The organism is Enterobacter cloacae complex sp. CDL013 (genome assembly GCF_049238805.1).
Taxonomy (GTDB): Bacteria; Pseudomonadota; Gammaproteobacteria; order Enterobacterales; family Enterobacteriaceae; genus Enterobacter; species Enterobacter hormaechei_C.
The window spans coordinates 66,278-82,709 of sequence record NZ_JBMKGT010000002.1 but is presented as its reverse complement, the minus strand read 5'-3'; the positions used below and the strand labels follow the sequence as shown (position 1 = coordinate 82,709).

At 55.5% G+C, this 16,432-nt stretch carries 13 protein-coding genes; all 13 read right to left on the bottom strand.

What is annotated here, in order from left to right; genetic code table 11:
- Positions 1 to 286: 286 nt before the first annotated feature.
- Entirely contained in the window at positions 287 to 1,759 is a 1,473-nt protein-coding gene (der, locus tag ACOTXD_RS03445) for a ribosome biogenesis GTPase Der (RefSeq protein WP_003860611.1), read from the bottom strand.
- A gap of 112 nt (positions 1,760 to 1,871) precedes the next feature.
- A complete protein-coding gene (gene bamB / locus ACOTXD_RS03440) occupies positions 1,872 to 3,050 on the bottom strand; it encodes an outer membrane protein assembly factor BamB (protein WP_003860612.1) in 1,179 nt (392 codons plus the stop codon).
- Between the two features lie 10 nt (positions 3,051 to 3,060).
- Positions 3,061 to 3,681, bottom strand: coding sequence for a YfgM family protein (locus ACOTXD_RS03435; RefSeq protein WP_003860614.1), 621 nt, complete (start codon positions 3,679 to 3,681; stop codon positions 3,061 to 3,063).
- A gap of 13 nt (positions 3,682 to 3,694) precedes the next feature.
- A complete protein-coding gene (gene hisS / locus ACOTXD_RS03430; RefSeq protein WP_022649001.1) occupies positions 3,695 to 4,969 on the bottom strand; it encodes a histidine--tRNA ligase in 1,275 nt (424 codons plus the stop codon).
- Positions 4,970 to 5,050: 81 nt separating this feature from the next.
- Entirely contained in the window at positions 5,051 to 6,169 is a 1,119-nt protein-coding gene (gene ispG, locus ACOTXD_RS03425) for a flavodoxin-dependent (E)-4-hydroxy-3-methylbut-2-enyl-diphosphate synthase (protein ID WP_003860619.1), read from the bottom strand.
- 26 nt (positions 6,170 to 6,195) lie between these two features.
- Positions 6,196 to 7,203, bottom strand: a complete 1,008-nt coding sequence (rodZ, locus tag ACOTXD_RS03420; protein ID WP_023325062.1) for a cytoskeleton protein RodZ — start codon at positions 7,201 to 7,203, stop codon at positions 6,196 to 6,198.
- A gap of 291 nt (positions 7,204 to 7,494) precedes the next feature.
- Positions 7,495 to 8,661 (bottom strand): bifunctional tRNA (adenosine(37)-C2)-methyltransferase TrmG/ribosomal RNA large subunit methyltransferase RlmN, encoded by a 1,167-nt coding sequence (locus ACOTXD_RS03415; protein WP_003860623.1) that lies wholly within the window; start codon positions 8,659 to 8,661, stop codon positions 7,495 to 7,497.
- 147 nt (positions 8,662 to 8,808) lie between these two features.
- On the bottom strand, positions 8,809 to 9,240 hold the full coding sequence (ndk, locus tag ACOTXD_RS03410; RefSeq protein ID WP_003860625.1) for a nucleoside-diphosphate kinase: 432 nt from the start codon (positions 9,238 to 9,240) through the stop codon (positions 8,809 to 8,811).
- A gap of 124 nt (positions 9,241 to 9,364) precedes the next feature.
- Positions 9,365 to 10,240: a 4Fe-4S binding protein gene (locus ACOTXD_RS03405; RefSeq protein ID WP_058652836.1), complete on the bottom strand. Its 876-nt coding sequence runs from the start codon at positions 10,238 to 10,240 to the stop codon at positions 9,365 to 9,367.
- Complete coding sequence (locus ACOTXD_RS03400) at positions 10,240 to 11,019, bottom strand: dimethyl sulfoxide reductase anchor subunit family protein (protein ID WP_126501116.1); 780 nt, start codon at positions 11,017 to 11,019, stop codon at positions 10,240 to 10,242. The genes ACOTXD_RS03405 and ACOTXD_RS03400 overlap by 1 nt, the downstream gene beginning before the upstream one ends.
- Positions 11,012 to 11,641: a DMSO/selenate family reductase complex B subunit gene (locus tag ACOTXD_RS03395; RefSeq protein ID WP_003860631.1), complete on the bottom strand. Its 630-nt coding sequence runs from the start codon at positions 11,639 to 11,641 to the stop codon at positions 11,012 to 11,014. The genes ACOTXD_RS03400 and ACOTXD_RS03395 overlap by 8 nt, the downstream gene beginning before the upstream one ends.
- Complete coding sequence (locus ACOTXD_RS03390; protein ID WP_341846228.1) at positions 11,638 to 14,016, bottom strand: DMSO/selenate family reductase complex A subunit; 2,379 nt, start codon at positions 14,014 to 14,016, stop codon at positions 11,638 to 11,640. The genes ACOTXD_RS03395 and ACOTXD_RS03390 overlap by 4 nt, the downstream gene beginning before the upstream one ends.
- 88 nt (positions 14,017 to 14,104) lie before the next feature.
- Positions 14,105 to 16,432, bottom strand: coding sequence for a peptidoglycan glycosyltransferase PbpC (pbpC, locus tag ACOTXD_RS03385; protein WP_048240414.1), 2,328 nt, complete (start codon positions 16,430 to 16,432; stop codon positions 14,105 to 14,107).

The window sequence follows — 16,432 nt, the reverse complement described above, 5'->3', positions numbered from 1 at the left end:
AGGTATGTGTCGTGCTTGTAAACACCAGCATGTACGCCGAACGGTTACGTATCCGATCGATTTTTTACATGCGGCGAAATGTTGGTTAACCATTTGATAACCAGGCGCTAGTTTTGTCTAGTACCGAACCCTGGACTTTAAGACGAAAATTCGATGATTGTCTACTTTCTTAGATATAAACATGGTTAAAAGCGAATAGTGATTGACATCACACAGGGAAGGCAGGCCTTTTGAATGGGCGAAAAAAACCCGCGACAGGCGCGGGTTTTAGTGAGTTCGGTAAGAATTATTTGCTTTTCTTAATGTGCTTAATCAAACGCTTACGCTTACGCATCTGGTTCGGCGTCAGGGTGTTGCGTTTATTCGCAAACGGGTTCTCCCCTTCCTTGAACTGAATACGGATAGGCGTACCCATCACGTCCAGCGACTTGCGGAAGTAGTTCATCAGGTAGCGTTTGTAGGAGTCCGGCAGATCCTTCACCTGGTTACCGTGGATCACCACGATAGGCGGGTTATATCCCCCGGCGTGAGCATATTTCAGCTTCACGCGACGACCGCGCACCAGCGGCGGCTGGTGGTCTTCAGCAGCCATGTTCATGATACGGGTCAGCATCGCCGTGCTCTGACGGCGGGTAGAGCTGTCATAGGCTTCACGAACGGATTCGAACAGGTTGCCGACACCACTCCCGTGCAGGGCAGAGATGAAGTGAACGCGGGCAAAGTCGATAAAGCCCAGACGGAAGTCCAGCGTCTCTTTCACCTGCTCGCGCACTTCATTGCTCAGGCCGTCCCACTTGTTGACGACGATAACCAGTGAGCGCCCACTATTGAGGATAAAGCCGAGCAGAGAGAGATCCTGATCGGAGATACCTTCACGTGCGTCAATAACCAGCAGCACCACGTTGGCGTCTTCAATCGCCTGAAGGGTCTTGATCACCGAGAATTTTTCAACCACATCGGTGATTTTCCCGCGCTTACGCACCCCTGCGGTGTCGATAAGTACGTACTCACGTTCATCGCGCTGCATTGGAATGTAAATGCTGTCACGCGTTGTGCCTGGCATGTCGTAAACCACTACGCGCTCTTCACCGAGAATACGGTTAGTAAGCGTAGACTTACCTACATTTGGGCGGCCCACGATAGCCAGCTTGATAGGCAGATCCTGAGGGTTGAAGTCGTCTTCCGGCTCTTCCTCTCCTTCTTCTCCGGCTTCAAACTGCGCCCAGTATTCAGCGTCCTCGTCCACCTCTTCCGGTGGGTTTACTTCATCAACCCACGGCAGCAGAACGGTTTCCAGCAGGCTGGTGACGCCACGGCCATGCGAGGCCGCGATAGGATAAATATCGCCCAGGCCTAAAGACCAGAAATCCGCAATGGCCTGATCGGCATCGATGCCGTCAGTTTTGTTCGCCACCAGGAAGGTTGGCTTTTCGCGTGAACGCAGATGTTTAGCGATAGCAGAATCCGCGGGCATCAGGCCAGCGCGAGCATCCACCATAAACAGAACCACATCTGCTTCTTCGATAGCCAGCAGAGATTGCTCTGCCATGCGGGTTTCTACGCCGTCTTCCGTACCGTCAATACCCCCGGTATCGATACAGATGAACTCGCGTCCTTCCACCTCTGCACGACCGTACTTACGGTCACGCGTCAGCCCCGGAAAATCCGCAACCAGCGCATCACGGGTGCGTGTTAAACGGTTAAAAAGAGTGGATTTTCCAACGTTAGGGCGCCCGACAAGCGCGACCACAGGTACCATGTTTGAAGCCTCATAAAATTCAAAATAACGTCGCTTTCGCAGCGTTTTTAAAAATGTCAAAACGGCTCCTGAGTGAACAGGAGCCGTTTAGTATACTACAACCGCCGTGTAATTAACGCGTGATCGCGTACAGCGTGCCGTCTTTTGCCTGAATCAGCAGTTTGCCGTCAGCCACAACGGGCTCCGTCAGGAAGCCTGAGCTATCCACTTTCTGCTGTGCCACGAAGCGGCCATTCTCTGGATCGATCCAGTGCATATAGCCTTCGCTGTCGCCCACCACCAGGCTGCCGTTATACAGTGCCGGTGCGGTCAGCAGACGGTGCAGCAGATCGCTTTGCGTCCACAGCGTTACGCCACCTTCGGTGCTCAGCGCCAGCAGGCGGTCGTTCTGATCCACCATATAAATACGGTTGCCGTCGACGATGAAATCGTTCACGGAACCCAGCTCACGTTTCCACATGATCTGGCCGCTACGCAGGTCCAGCGCCGTCAGGTTGCCGTTATACGCCAGCGCGTAAACCACACCGTCGACGATAACTGGCGTGGTGTCCACGTCACTCAGACGGTCGATTTCAGTTGAACCGGTCGCCTGGGAAATACGCTGCTGCCAGATCATCTGGCCCTGCTGCATCAGTACCGCGCTGACACGGCCGTTGTCACCGCCCACAATGGCGGCACCAAATGCGGTTGCCGGAGCAGATTCACCACGCAGAGACAGCGCTGGCATATCCAGGTTAACCGTCCATTTTACCAGACCATCGGCTTCGTTCAGCGCCTGCAACTGGCCGTTGCTGGTATGGATCAGCACCAGGCCGTCGCTGACAACCGGACGCGACAAGGATTCACCGGCAACGGTGGTCTGCCATGCAACCGAACCGTCGCTGGCATTCAGCGCGTAAACCTGCGCTTTTTCGCTGCCCACATACACGTGACCGCCAGTAACGGTCAGGCCGCCAGAAAGCAGTGCAGGTTTACGGGAGAACCAGCCGTCTTTTTCCGCCAGGTTAATGGACCACACTTCTTTTCCGTCATCAGCGTTCAGCGCTTTAACGGTGCCTTTGCGATCGGCCGCATAGACAACGCCGTCAGCAAATGCCGGGTGCAGGTTGGAATAAAAATCGCCAATACCATCGCCTACGGAAGTGTCCCAGGCGGTAGATGGGGTGAACTGGTTTTCAACCGTCGGCAGCGGGGACATTTTAACAACGTCTTCTTCGCCACTGAACAGTGAACAACCACTCAATAACGTAACAGAAAGCAGTCCTGGCAGAAGTAATTTACGCAATTGCATTGGGTCCCTCTCAGACGGACAAATTATTTATTTTCATCTGCATCATTTCGCTCAGCGCAGGTGAAGCTTTACTATCCACGCCAGCTTGCCACGCTTTACGCGCGCCCGCTTTATCACCCTTACTCAGCAGTGCTTCACCGCGAAGATCGGCAACAATAGCGGCAAAGCCTTCGCCTTTGATGGTATCAAGCGTTTTGAGCGCGTCGTCGGCTTTTTTCTGCTGAACCTGGATACGCGCCAGACGCAGATTGATCACCGCTTTCAGATTATCGTCACTGGCAGCAGCAAGCCCCTGAGACAGTTGCGCAGCGGCTTTGTCCAGTTCGTTTTTATCAACATACTGCTGAGCCACTTCCAGCGCAGCCAGCGCGCCGTAGGTGTTTTTGTTGTCAGCGGCAAATTTCTCCGCAGCCGTCAGCGTTTGCGGCTGATCGGCACGGATTGCGCTAACGGTATTTTCGTAGTTCAGGGACGAACCGCGAGCAGAGTCAGCCTGATGATTGTTCCAGTAACGCCAGCCTACCAGCGCACCAACACCTAAAATAACCCCTACAACCAGTGCCTTGCCGTTTTCAGCAAAGAAGCGTTTAACCGCATCAACCTGGTCGTGTTCGTTCTCGTAAATTTCCACGCAGTCCTTCTCCTTAGCCCAATAGAGTGCGCAAGTGCGCCGCAACGCCATCCTGCGTTACCGTAGTTTGCTCACCAGAGCGCAGGTCTTTAACTACCACTTCGCCGTTGGCCACTTCGGACTCACCCAGCACCAGTGCGATACTTGCGCCCCACTTATCGGCACGAGCAAACTGTTTTTTAAAGTTGCCGCCGCCGTGGTTGGTCATCAGCTTAACGTCCGGCAGCGCATCGCGCACGCGTTCTGCAAGCTGCATTGCCGCAGACTGCGTATCCGCACCTGAGGCCACCAGGTATATATCGACAACAGGATCGGCTTTAAATTCCGGATTAACTGCCTGAACCAGCAAAACAAGTCGCTCAAGGCCCATCGCGAAGCCTACTGCCGGTGCTGCGCGACCACCCAGTTGCTCGACCAGACCGTCATAACGACCGCCAGCACAGACGGTGCCCTGCGAACCGAGGCTGGTGGTGACCCACTCAAATACGGTGCGGTTGTAGTAGTCCAGACCGCGCACCAGACGCTGGTTAACGGTATAAGCAATGCCCGCCGCTTCAAGCAGCTTGCACAGGCCGGCAAAGTGTTCGCGGGAATCCTCATCCAGGTAGTCACCCAGCGCTGGCGCATCATTCAGCAGCGCCTGTACGTCAGGATTTTTGGAATCGAGTACGCGCAGCGGGTTGCTGTACATACGACGCTTACAGTCTTCGTCGAGCTTCTCTTTGTGCTGTTCCAGGAACGCCACCAGCGCATCGCGATAGTTCGCACGCGCTTCCAGAGAACCGATAGAGTTCAGCTCCAGGGATACGTGCTCAGAAATACCGAGCGCACGCCACCAGCGGGCAGTAAGCATAATCAGTTCAGCATCGATATCTGGTCCTTGCAGACCAAACACTTCCACGCCAAGCTGGTTGAACTGACGGTAGCGGCCTTTTTGCGGACGTTCGTGGCGGAACATCGGGCCGATATACCACAGGCGCTGCTCCTGATTGTACAGGAGACCATGTTCGATGCCGGCGCGTACGCAACCCGCCGTCCCCTCAGGACGCAGGGTCAGGCTGTCGCCGTTGCGGTCCTCAAAGGTATACATCTCTTTTTCAACCACGTCGGTTACTTCGCCGATCGCGCGTTTGAATAACGGGGTCTGCTCTACAATCGGCAAACGAATTTCGCTGTAACCGTAGCTGCCGAGCACCTGCTTCAGTGTGCCTTCAATGCGCTGCCAGATGGCGGTTTCGCCAGGCAGATAATCGTTCATGCCGCGGATGGCTTGAATGTTTTTTGCCACGTTTATTCTCTTTCTATATACAAAAAAGAACCCAAAGAATGGGTTCAATCATACATGGGAAGCAGCCTGCTTCCCATCACGTTATTTTTCAACCTGCTGAACGCTGATGCGCTGCGCTTCGTCCATCATCGTCGCTTTTGCACGAATGCGGGCTTCGAGCTGGTCGATCATGTCACTATTATCCAGACGATCTTTACGAACGCCATCCTCATAGAGACCACTTTTCTTATTACCGCCGGTCACGCCCAGCGTGGACACCAGCGCTTCACCCGGACCGTTCACCACGCAGCCGATGATGGAAACGTCCATCGGGGTGATGATGTCTTCCAGGCGCTGCTCCAGAGCATTCACGGTGCCGATCACGTCAAACTCCTGACGTGAACAGGTTGGGCAGGCAATGAAGTTGATCCCACGCGCGCGGATACGCAGTGATTTCAGGATGTCGAATCCGACTTTGATCTCTTCCACCGGATCGGCGGCCAGGGAGACGCGTAACGTGTCGCCGATGCCTTCAGAGAGCAGCAGGCCGAGACCAATCGCAGATTTTACCGAACCGCTGCGCAGACCGCCCGCCTCGGTGATGCCAAGATGCAGCGGCTGATCGATCTGTTTTGCCAGCAGACGATACGATTCAACGGCCAGGAAGACGTCAGACGCTTTCACGCTCACTTTGAACTGATCGAAGTTAAGGCGATCCAGATGATCGACGTGACGCATGGCGGATTCGAGCAGCGCCTGCGGCGTCGGCTCACCGTACTTTTCCTGGAGATCTTTTTCCAGAGAGCCAGCGTTTACGCCGATACGGATTGGAATGTTTTTGTCGCGGGCGCAGTCAACCACCATGCGAATGCGCTCTTCGTTGCCGATGTTGCCTGGGTTAATACGCAGACAATCGACACCGTATTCAGCGACTTTCAGCGCGATACGGTAATCGAAGTGAATATCGGCAACCAGCGGAACACTCACCTGCTGCTTGATCAGTTTGAACGCCTCGGCGGCGTCCATGGTAGGCACAGAGACGCGAACAATGTCCGCGCCGACGCGTTCTAATGCTTTGATTTGATTGACCGTCGCTTCTACATCCGTAGTACGCGTATTGGTCATCGACTGGACGGCGATAGGCGCCCCATCGCCGATTGGCACGTTCCCAACGTAAATCCGTTTCGATTTTCTACGTTGAATAGGAGCCTGGTTATGCATGTAAAATCTCCCGCATTGCCCGTCTGTTACTGTGCTGCTGATTGTTCGGCATTAACGGTAAGACGCGCAACCTGGTTAGTTCTGATAAAGCGGCTCAGATCGACAGGTTTTCCTTGATACTGGATCTGTACCGCTGCCGGTGCGCCGATTTTAAGCTTGTAAGGTGCCTGGCCCGTTAGATTTAACGTGCCATCTTTACGTTGCAGGCCGCTGAACAGCTTTTTACCTGTCGCGTCAGTCACTTCCAGCCAGCAATCAGCCGTAAAATTCATCACCAGCGCATTCGGGTCCACGGCAGGTGCCGCCGTGCCAGCCGGGTCAGTTGGCAGTGACGCCGCGGTGTTCTCTGCCGGTGCCGTTGCCGCAGGGGCGGTATCAACATTGGCCTGAGAAGGTGATACGACCGCGTTCTGATCCTGGGTCTGGGTGGCTGGCGCGGTATTCGCCGTCGCTTCTGGCGTCGCCGCTGGCTCGGTTGCAGGCGTGTTGCTTGCTGCCGACTGAGGTTCGCTGGAGGTCGCCCCTTCGGTGCTCAACGGCACGCTTTGCGCGCCGTTATTACCAGACTGATTAAGCTCAGCGGAGGACTGATCGGCCATGGTGGTGATCTCTTCCTGCTGCGCTTTGTGGTTTTGCCACCACCATGCGCCCGTCAGGCCGACAACCACAAACAGGACCAGCCAGGTAAAGCTCATCAGCCAGCCATCGCGTTTTTTACGACGTTTACCCAGAGAGAAGCTTTGCATCGGCGCAACTTTTGCCGCACGCACAGGCGCCTGCTTCTCCATCATCGGCAGTAATTCGTCTTCAGGGATATGAACCAGTTTGGCGTAAGAACGGATATAACCGCGCAGAAACGTTGAAGCCAGATCGGCGGGTGCCTTATCTTCTTCAATATCGCGAACGGTGGAAACCTTCAGGCACAGGCGTTCTGCAACGGCTTGCTGGCTAAGTCCGAGTTGTTCACGGGCGTTGCGAAGACGAACGCCAGTGGAGAGTGCTGCATTTTGATCGTGAGTGGCTTCAGTATTCATTCGCTACAACTACTGGTACGTGAAAATAAGGGTTCAGGTGCCGGTGAGTCACAATGCCACCCGCACCGCGAAACTTTAGGTCAGTTAACCTGGAACAAACAGTATAAGACTGTCGGGCCGCAGATGACAGCGCTGGCAGGCCTTCACGCTAAACTGTTGTTACGTCGTTACATACTGCCCGAAAGTCGTATGAAACGCACCGTAATTATTAATCAGTCGTGATGATTGTGACTGAATATTCAGTAAATTAATGCTTCACGGCGCAAAAAATGCGCCGTGTCTGCATAATAATCAAACGGTTTTAACCGCGATTGACTCACCCTGCATACGCTTACGCAGCGTACGCTTGGTACGGTCAATAACGTCACCCGCCAGCTGGCCACAGGCTGCGTCGATATCGTCGCCACGCGTTTTACGTACGATGGTGGTGAAACCATACTCCATCAGCACTTTTGAGAAGCGATCGATACGGCTGTTCGAGCTACGGCCATACGGCGCGCCCGGGAACGGGTTCCATGGGATCAGGTTGATCTTGCATGGCGTATCTTTCAGCAGTTCAGCCAGCTCATGTGCATGCTCGGTACCGTCGTTAACATGATCCAGCATCACGTATTCAATGGTCACACGGCCCTGGTTAGCGTTGGATTTCTCCAGGTAACGGCGCACGCCAGCCAGGAAGGTTTCGATATTGTACTTTTTGTTGATCGGCACAATTTCGTCACGGATGGCGTCGTTTGGCGCGTGAAGAGAGATGGCCAGCGCAACGTCAATCATATCGCCCAGTTTGTCCAGCGCAGGCACCACGCCGGAAGTAGAGAGCGTAACGCGGCGCTTGGACAGGCCAAAACCGAAATCGTCGAGCATAATTTCCATCGCCGGAACGACGTTGGTCAGGTTGAGCAGCGGTTCACCCATCCCCATCATCACCACGTTGGTGATTGGACGTGTACCGGTGACTTTCGCCGCGCCCACGATTTTCGCGGCACGCCAGACCTGGCCGATGATTTCCGACACGCGCAGGTTACGGTTAAAGCCCTGCTGCGCCGTAGAGCAGAATTTGCACTCCAGCGCACAGCCCACCTGAGAAGAGACGCACAGCGTGGCGCGATCGTCTTCCGGGATATACACGGTTTCAACGCGCTGATCGCCAACGGCAATGGCCCACTTGATGGTGCCATCTGAAGAGCGCTGCTCTTCCACCACTTCCGGTGCGCGGATTTCAGCCACTTCTTTAAGCTTATTGCGCAGCACTTTGTTGATGTCCGTCATGTCATCAAAGTTGTCGCTGCAATAGTGGTACATCCATTTCATGACCTGATCGGCACGAAACGGCTTCTCGCCCATCTCTTTAAAGAACTCGCGCATCTGCTGACGGTTCAGGTCCAGCAGGTTAATTTTTCCATTTTTATTGGGAACCGCAGGAATGGCGACTTCGGAGGTATTCACTAATTCAGACATAATTTTTTCCGGCCTCGTTGTTACACGTTGTGGCCCTTGGTGGGTTGAAAAGAAACGCCCCGGTAAGCAGTCTGCTCGTCCGGGGCGTTGCATTGTACAAAGTCTGGCGCAGGGATGCCACGTTTGCACGCGGCATTTACGAAATTATTAGCGAGTGCGCGGGCACACTTCGCCTTCAGCGAAGAAGAACGCGATTTCGCGCGCAGCAGATTCAACAGAGTCGGAACCGTGGGTGCCGTTCTCGGTGAAGCTGTCTGCGTAGTCGGCGCGCAGAGTACCTGCCAGTGCGTTGTCCGGGTTGGTTGCACCCAGCAGATCGCGGTGACGCTGTACCGCGTTTTCGCCTTCCAGTACGGATACCACGATTGGGCCAGAAGTCATGAACTCGACCAGACCGTCAAAGAATGGGCGACCTTCGTGCTCAGCGTAGAAACCGCGAGCCTGCTCAACGGTCAGGTGCAGCATTTTGGTGCCAACGATCTTAAACCCTGCTGATTCAAAGCGAGCGAAGATGCTGCCAATAACGTTTTTTGCCACCGCGTTTGGTTTGATGATGGAAAAAGTACGTTCAATAGCCATTGATAACCTCTGTAAAATGTTCTGTTGTTTTTGCATACCTGAGTATGGTGTGGCGCGGATTATAAAGAGCAATAGCGCCATTGCCTATGGTTATGCATAACATTTTTTTAAAATGAGACGAAGATTAGCAACAGCTCGTATTTCGCATACCGTGTTGATGATGAAAACAGAGCGGACACTGCTTTTCATCAGACGTAAATGACCAGAAATGACGGTGGCACGTCAGGCAAACGGCTTCATATGCCGGTATGGTCACGCTTTTCGCTGTTCCTTCTGTTTGCGTCACGTTTATCGCCGCATGCTGGCATACCGCTTCGCAGCCGCCGCACCCCGTACAGCGTCCGGTTTCCACGACCAGTTCAGCGTTCTCAAACCGAATCGCGTTTTCCGTACAACTCCGCCAGCACGCGCCGCAGAGTACGCAGGATTCGGTATCGAGAGTTATCTCTGCCTCGCTAAACGCAGAAAACGCCCTGCGCAGCTCACGCTGACCGGGCACGACGCTACAGACCCGGACATCCTCACGGGGAACGTGCATCAGCGCACGCCGGGCGGTATTAACCTCGTTGACGGGTATATGTTTAAACGCCCACGCCGCTTCACCGCGTCGACGAAGCGCCAGATTCAGCCGGGCAATCGCCAGCAACCAGTCAGGATTCTGCTCCGCGTCGATACTGATAAAACGAACGTGGTACTGCGCGTGCCACAGCAGAAGCTCATTCACCCCTGGCGCACGGTCAGTAAACGGCCCAGCAAGCGTATCGCCACTCAGAAAGCGTTTTCGCGGCGTGATGCCGGTGATGGCCCCAGCGGGGCAGACGAACAGGCAGTCACCGCATTCAATACAGCGGCTGTCATCAACCGAGACGCCTGAGTCGGTAAAAGAAAAAGCCTGCACAGGACAGACGTCCGCGCAGGCGAGGCAGGAAGAGTGGCGAAAACGGCGACGGACGCACGCATGCGTCACGTCCATCGCCGGGGCAAAGGTCAATCCGCCCATCAGCCAATACTGAAGAAAACAAAGCGCAGCATCAGCTCACCGACAATCAGCAACGCGCCTCCCAGCAGTATGGGAGATCGCGCCGCTTTCAGACCGCCCGCAGCAAAGCACAGCATACCCGCAACGGATACGCACCAGCTCAGCAGATGAACGGTTCGCAGTTGCTCCAGCATCTGTAGCGGTGCATGAGGGAACGTCACCACGGTGTGGTCCATAGCCGTAATATCTGCCAGCCAGACGGGCTGCATCACCAGACGCACAAGCACCAGCAGCGTGATAATGACAATCGCCGCACGCACGGTTGACTGGGAACGCGTCCCAACGGCCATGCAGGCTGAGCCGATAATCCCCACCGAACCGATAAACAGCACCAGAGTGTTAACATGCTGCCATGTCACCACGGATGCGTGCATGTAGATCTGCGCCATGCAGAACACATCGACTAAACCAACCAGACCTGCCACAACCAACAGTGGCTTCCAGCCTGGCTTTTTGACAAACATCAGCAGCGTTGCGAGGCCAAGTGCCGCAAGATAAAGACTGGCAAAGATAATCTCACGGCTCAGCCAGGAGCTGGATACGTGGCGCAGCGCGTTAAAAGCATTAAGCGGATAGCCCATGTGCAGCGCGGAGGCAAGCAGCCCCAGGCTCGCCAGCACAAACGCTCCGGCTGCCGGCAGCAGCACGCTGCGTTGCGTGCTTCCGAACGCCAGCCACAGCGTAACGCCAACCGATCCTTGCAGGAACAGCGTAAAAATCAGCAGCGGTAACTCATGCATGACGTTTCCCCTCTTTCTCTGCGCCCTGATGCGCTTTGATCACCAGGTTTGGTTTGGTGATGGAGGAATCAGGCAAGCCTTTCACATCACAGACCGCACCATACTTCGCCCGCAGTTCATCAATCGGCCCGAATTTAATCGCTTCGAGTGGACAGGTTGCCACACAGACGGGCTGCTCTCCCTTCGCCTGGAGATCCACGCAGAAATCACATTTGGACATCTGCCCGGTCTGCTCGTTGAGCTGTGGCGCGCCGTAAGGGCAAGACCACGCGCAGTAGCCGCAGCCGACGCACTTATCAGTATCAACGCGCACAATGCCGTCTCCCGGACGCTTGTGCATCGCCGTGGTCGGACAGTTTTTAGTGCAGATTGGGTCTGCACAGTGGTTACAGGAAATAGAGAGCGTGTAGGCAAACACATTGTTGCTGACGCCGCCCTGCCCGGTTGGGATGAAATTCCCGCCATTGACTTCATAAACGCGACGGAAACGACGTCCGACCTCAAGGTTGTTTTTATCTTTGCACGCCACCTGGCATGCCTTGCAGCCCGAGCAGCGAGAAGAGTCGATATAAAAACCCAGCTGTTTGTCGCTCACCGGTGCGTAATGTTTAAACTGACTCATGCTTTAGCTACCTCCACCAGCATGGTTTGATGGGAATTCCCTTTCGCAAGCGCGGTAATACGGGCGGAACTGAGCACGTTCGCGCAGCCGCCTTTATCGATACCCTGCTCGTCCGGCTGCCACCAGGCGCCTGCCTGCATGGCCACCACGCCTGGAATGATGCGCGGCGTGACCTCCGCCGGGATCTCGCAAATGCCGCGCGCGTTATGAATACGCACGGTATCCCCCTGCGCAATGCCGCGCTTTTGCGCATCCTGCGGGTTGATCCACAGCTTTTGCTGCTGCGCCTCAATTAACCACGGGTTGGCGTACTGGGTGGAGTTAGCGCGGTTTTTCCCTTTCCAGGTGATCAGCTGGAGCGGGAAGGTTTTCGCCAGCTCGTCTTCCGGCCCTTCATGGGCAGGCACGTAGTACGACAGCGCCGGAATTTCCGGGTGATGCATGTCGTACAGACGCTTCGAGAAGATCTCAATTTTTCCGGACGGCGTCGGGAACGGATGATTCTGCGGATCGCGAATGTTGTCTTCAAAGGCAACGTACGGCGCGCTTTTGAAAAGATGCTGACGCGTCTTCTGTAGCGTCGCGAAGTCCGGCAGGTTTTCATCCGGCATGGACAGCCGCGTCTGCTCCCAGATGTGCTCAATCCACGCTTTTTCGTCACGGCCCTCGCTGAACGCTGGCTCGACGCCAAGCTTAGCAGCGACCTCCCGCAGCCAGTCGTAGTCTGAACGGCGTTCAAATTCAGGTTCAATGAGCTTTTCTGACAGGATCAGATAGCTTGCCGTGCCCCAGGTTTCGCCGATATTCCAGCGTTCCATAAAGCTGGTTTCCGGCAAAAGCAGGTCGGCGTATCTGGCGCTAGGCGTCATAAACAGATCGCTTGCGACGATAAACTCGATTTTCGACTCGTCTTCCAGGACACGGGTTGCCTGATGAAGATCCGGGTTCTGGTTAGCCAGATAATTGCCCGCCAGCGAGAACAGGATGCGGATATTGCTGTCCAGCTTCTCAGCATCCTTCAGGCCATCTTCCGCGGTTACCTTAGAAGCATCATCAGCAGCCTGCACCCAGTTCATGACCGAAATTTTGGCTTTGACCGGGTTGTCCGGCATCTCTGGCCCGGCCGCAAATTTGCGGTTTGCGCAGCCTCCATAGCCTGCTGCCCAGCCGCCTTTCACCCCAACGTTACCCGTCAGCGTGGCCAGTATCGTCGAGCCGCGCGCGGTGCGCTCGCCGCAGTTGTGACGCTGCGGTCCCCAGCCCTGGATCAGCGCGGCGGGTTTGGTGGTTGCGTAGTCGCGCGCCAGCTGACGAATAGTTTGTGCAGGCACGTGAGTGATTTTCTCTGCCCACTCGGGCGTTTTCGCCACGCCATCCTTTGCACCGCTCAGGTAAGCCATCAGGGATTCATTGGCCGGAACGCCTTCTGGCATGGCGTCTTCGTCAAAGCCCAGGGTGTAGCGTTGAATAAAGTCGCGATCGTGCAGATTCTCCGTGACGATCACATACATCATCGCGTCCATCAGGGCGTTGTCCGTGGCAGGAAGCAATGGGATCCACTGATCGGCAAGGGAGGAAACCGTATCGGAATAGCGTGGGTCGACAACAATGAAGCGCGTGCCGTTTTGCTTCATCTTCTGGTAGAAGTGGTTGCTGTGCCCGAAGATGGTTTCCGTCGGGTTATGCCCCCAGAGAATGACCAGTTTGGTGTCCAGCAGCGTGTCCAGAGAGCTGCCGCTGGCGGCGGTGCCATAGGTATACGGCGTTGCCGCCGCCGTGTTACCCATACTGACCGAGTGATAGCTTTCGAGATAGCCGCCGGTTAAGTTGAGCAGACGACGAACCATTTTATCGCCGGAAAAGGTCCCGCCGGACACCGCGGTGCCCACATGAACATAGCGTGACGCAGCACCGTATTTTTGCGTAATAGTTTTTAATTGATTCGCAATAAGGGTGGTGGCTTCATCCCAGGTAATACGTTCGAATTTTCCTTCGCCACGTTTACCTACGCGTTTCATTGGATATTTAAGCCGATCGGGATGATAAACAAATTTCCGATAAGCCCGACCACGAACGCAGGCGCGCATCACTGGCATCTGCGGATCCAGCGCGTTATCCGGTCGCGTTGAAATTCGGGTCACAACGCCATCACTGACGTGAGCACGAATATCACACTTGCCGCCGCAGTCAAACGTACTACAGGTTTGCACCACTTTTTCTTCAGGCGTAGCGTCTGAAACCGCCGCGTCCTGTGCCTGTACTTTGCCGGTTTTGACGACAAACGGCAGGGCGGCGAGCGCCGACCCTGCCTGAATAAAATGACGCCGGGATATGGCGGGAATAAGCCCTTCTCCCTGATGTTTATTTTTTTTCATTGCTCGTTCCTTCAAATAAAAACGCATTCTCGTTTTTTTTCAGGAACGAATATTGATAATTATCAAGCTAACTCTTGAGGAGTAACACTTAGCGATCTAATTCAAAATTCACCGTCACCGTTTGTCCTGTTTCATCTAATACAATTAATTGATATTTACCAGGCAAATATAATTGCAGTGAATAATTCTTCTGATGCCCGTCCAGCGGTTCGCCATTCAAAAACCACCATCGTTGCCCCTCCCCGCCGCTGGTTAAAACGTTGAGGGTAATATTTTTCTCACCTGGAAGACGTTTAATTACCGCCCCTTCTCTGACGCCTGACAACATCAGCGGCGCCGCATTATGGTTATCCAGCGGAGGGCAAATTGCTGAACGGGCGGGGAGACGAGCAGCCCGTTTTTCGGCAGCAGGCAGCCAGGGCTCCAGCGGCAGCGGCCAGACATCCAGCACTTTTTCTGTCGCATCAGGACAATCCGCCGCAACGCGTTTGCCTTCTTTATCCAGCCAGACCGGGAAACGGATCCCGCGAATACCTTCCTGTTCCGGCAGCAGCAGCGTAGGCGGTTCACTGCCTTCCAGCAGCCAGGTTGACAGCCGACGCCGACAGTTTTCGCTCCCTTCAGGCAGGGACTGGCCCCCCGGCCAGCAAATCACGCCCCGTCCTACGCTTGCGGGACGCGGATCGCGCGGCAGGCGCGCTTCATCCACCATCGAGCGGGACTGAAGCATGTTATTGACCTGATTCAGGAGCGGTACCGCGCTGGCGAAACCAAACTGCCCGGCAACGGGCGTGCCGTCCGGGCGTCCGGTCCAGATTCCGATGACATAGCGGGCATTCAGGCCGATGGCCCAGGCATCCCGGTAGCCATAGCTGGTGCCCGTTTTCCACGCCAGCGGCGCTACCTGGGGCAGCGCACTGTCCGGCAGGGGCTGTGCTTCATTAGCGAGAATGCGACGAATAATCCACGCCGCCCCCTGCGATAACAGCGGACGTTCGATCAGCGGATCGCCCGGCTGTAAACGCAGCCGGCCCGCCTTACCCTGACGCGCAAAGGCGCTATAGGCGGCAGCGATATCAGCCAGGCGTGCGCCTGCGCCCCCCAGGATCAGAGAGAGGTTGGGCTGTGCCCCCGCAGGCAGAATGAGCGGTAATCCCGCGTTGCTCAGCATTCCGGCAAAACGTTTTGGGCCGTACGCTTCCAGAACCTGCACCGCAGGCAGGTTGAGGGAACGCACCAGGGCTTCGCTCATACTGACCGGCCCATGGAAGCCGCTGTCAAAGTTGCCGGGACGATAATCCCCCGTTTTTCTTGGAACATCCTGTAATAACGAAGCGGGATGGATCAGACCATCGTCCAGCGCCATGCCATAGATGAATGGTTTGAGAACCGATCCCGGCGATCGGATCGCATTGACCATATCTACGTGGCTGAAACGGCTGTCATCATTGATATCTACCGAGCCTACCCAGCCACGCACTTTCATGGATGTATGATCCACGACGATCATCGCCAGCGAACTGCGGGCGGGCAGGCGTGATTTCCAGTTCATTGCCAGCTCTTCAAGCTGTCGTTGCAATGCTGCATCCAGCGTGGTGACTATTTTTGTGTCACGACTTTTACTCAGCATCATGCGGGAAAAGAGCGGCGCCAGTTGCGGCATCTGCCGGGGGGCCAGCCAGACCGGCTCTTCACGGGACTCTTTCACCTGCTTCTCAGACCAGACGCCCTGAGTCAGCATGCGGTCGAGTACTTTGTTCCGCGCCGCTTCGGCACGTTCCGGCCAGCGGTCCGGGCGCAGACGGCTGGGTGCTTGTGGTAGTACAGCCAGCAGCGCCGCGTCGGAATAGCTCAGCTGAGACGGCGGTTTGCCAAGGTAAGTCCAGCTTGCCGCGCCCACGCCCTGCAACGTGCCGCCAAACGGGGCACGGTTCAGATACAGCGTCAGGATTTCACGCTTGGAGAGATGCCATTCCAGCTGCATCGCCCGCCACAGCTGACGAATTTTACCGCCAAAGGTTCGCGGATGCGGATCCAGAAGGCGTGCCACCTGCATGGTAAGCGTGCTCCCGCCAGAAACCACTCTCCCGGAGGTGAGATCCTGCCAGGCGGCACGCAGTACAGATAGCGGATTGACGCCCGGGTGATCCCAGAACCAGCGATCTTCATACTGGATCAGCGCCTCAAGATAGCGTGGGGAAACCTCTTTAATGGTAACCGGATAGCGCCAGATGCCTTCGCTGTCGGCAAAACGCCACAACGGAACACCCTGCTCATCCACCACCACTCGCGCAGGGTTGACCTCTTTCAGGGGCAACGGCCACACGCGGTCAGCGACGACAATCAGCCCCCCTGAAACGAGAAGCGCTCCCGCCAGCCACAGCCAGTGGGAGCGAATCAGGCGTGCTATCCGCAT

Excerpts from the sequence above, each read along its gene's own strand:
- der (WP_003860611.1), bottom strand. The coding sequence starts at position 1,759 with ATGGTACCTGTGGTCGCGCTTGTCGGGCGCCCTAACGTTGGAAAATCC.
- bamB (WP_003860612.1), bottom strand. The coding sequence starts at position 3,050 with ATGCAATTGCGTAAATTACTTCTGCCAGGACTGCTTTCTGTTACGTTA.
- ispG (WP_003860619.1), bottom strand. The coding sequence starts at position 6,169 with ATGCATAACCAGGCTCCTATTCAACGTAGAAAATCGAAACGGATTTAC.
- rodZ (WP_023325062.1), bottom strand. The coding sequence starts at position 7,203 with ATGAATACTGAAGCCACTCACGATCAAAATGCAGCACTCTCCACTGGC.
- ACOTXD_RS03415 (WP_003860623.1), bottom strand. The coding sequence starts at position 8,661 with ATGTCTGAATTAGTGAATACCTCCGAAGTCGCCATTCCTGCGGTTCCC.
- ndk (WP_003860625.1), bottom strand. The coding sequence starts at position 9,240 with ATGGCTATTGAACGTACTTTTTCCATCATCAAACCAAACGCGGTGGCA.
- ACOTXD_RS03405 (WP_058652836.1), bottom strand. The coding sequence starts at position 10,240 with ATGGGCGGATTGACCTTTGCCCCGGCGATGGACGTGACGCATGCGTGC.
- ACOTXD_RS03400 (WP_126501116.1), bottom strand. The coding sequence starts at position 11,019 with ATGCATGAGTTACCGCTGCTGATTTTTACGCTGTTCCTGCAAGGATCG.
- ACOTXD_RS03395 (WP_003860631.1), bottom strand. The coding sequence starts at position 11,641 with ATGAGTCAGTTTAAACATTACGCACCGGTGAGCGACAAACAGCTGGGT.
- ACOTXD_RS03390 (WP_341846228.1), bottom strand. The coding sequence starts at position 14,016 with ATGAAAAAAAATAAACATCAGGGAGAAGGGCTTATTCCCGCCATATCC.
- pbpC (WP_048240414.1), bottom strand. The coding sequence starts at position 16,432 with ATGCGGATAGCACGCCTGATTCGCTCCCACTGGCTGTGGCTGGCGGGA.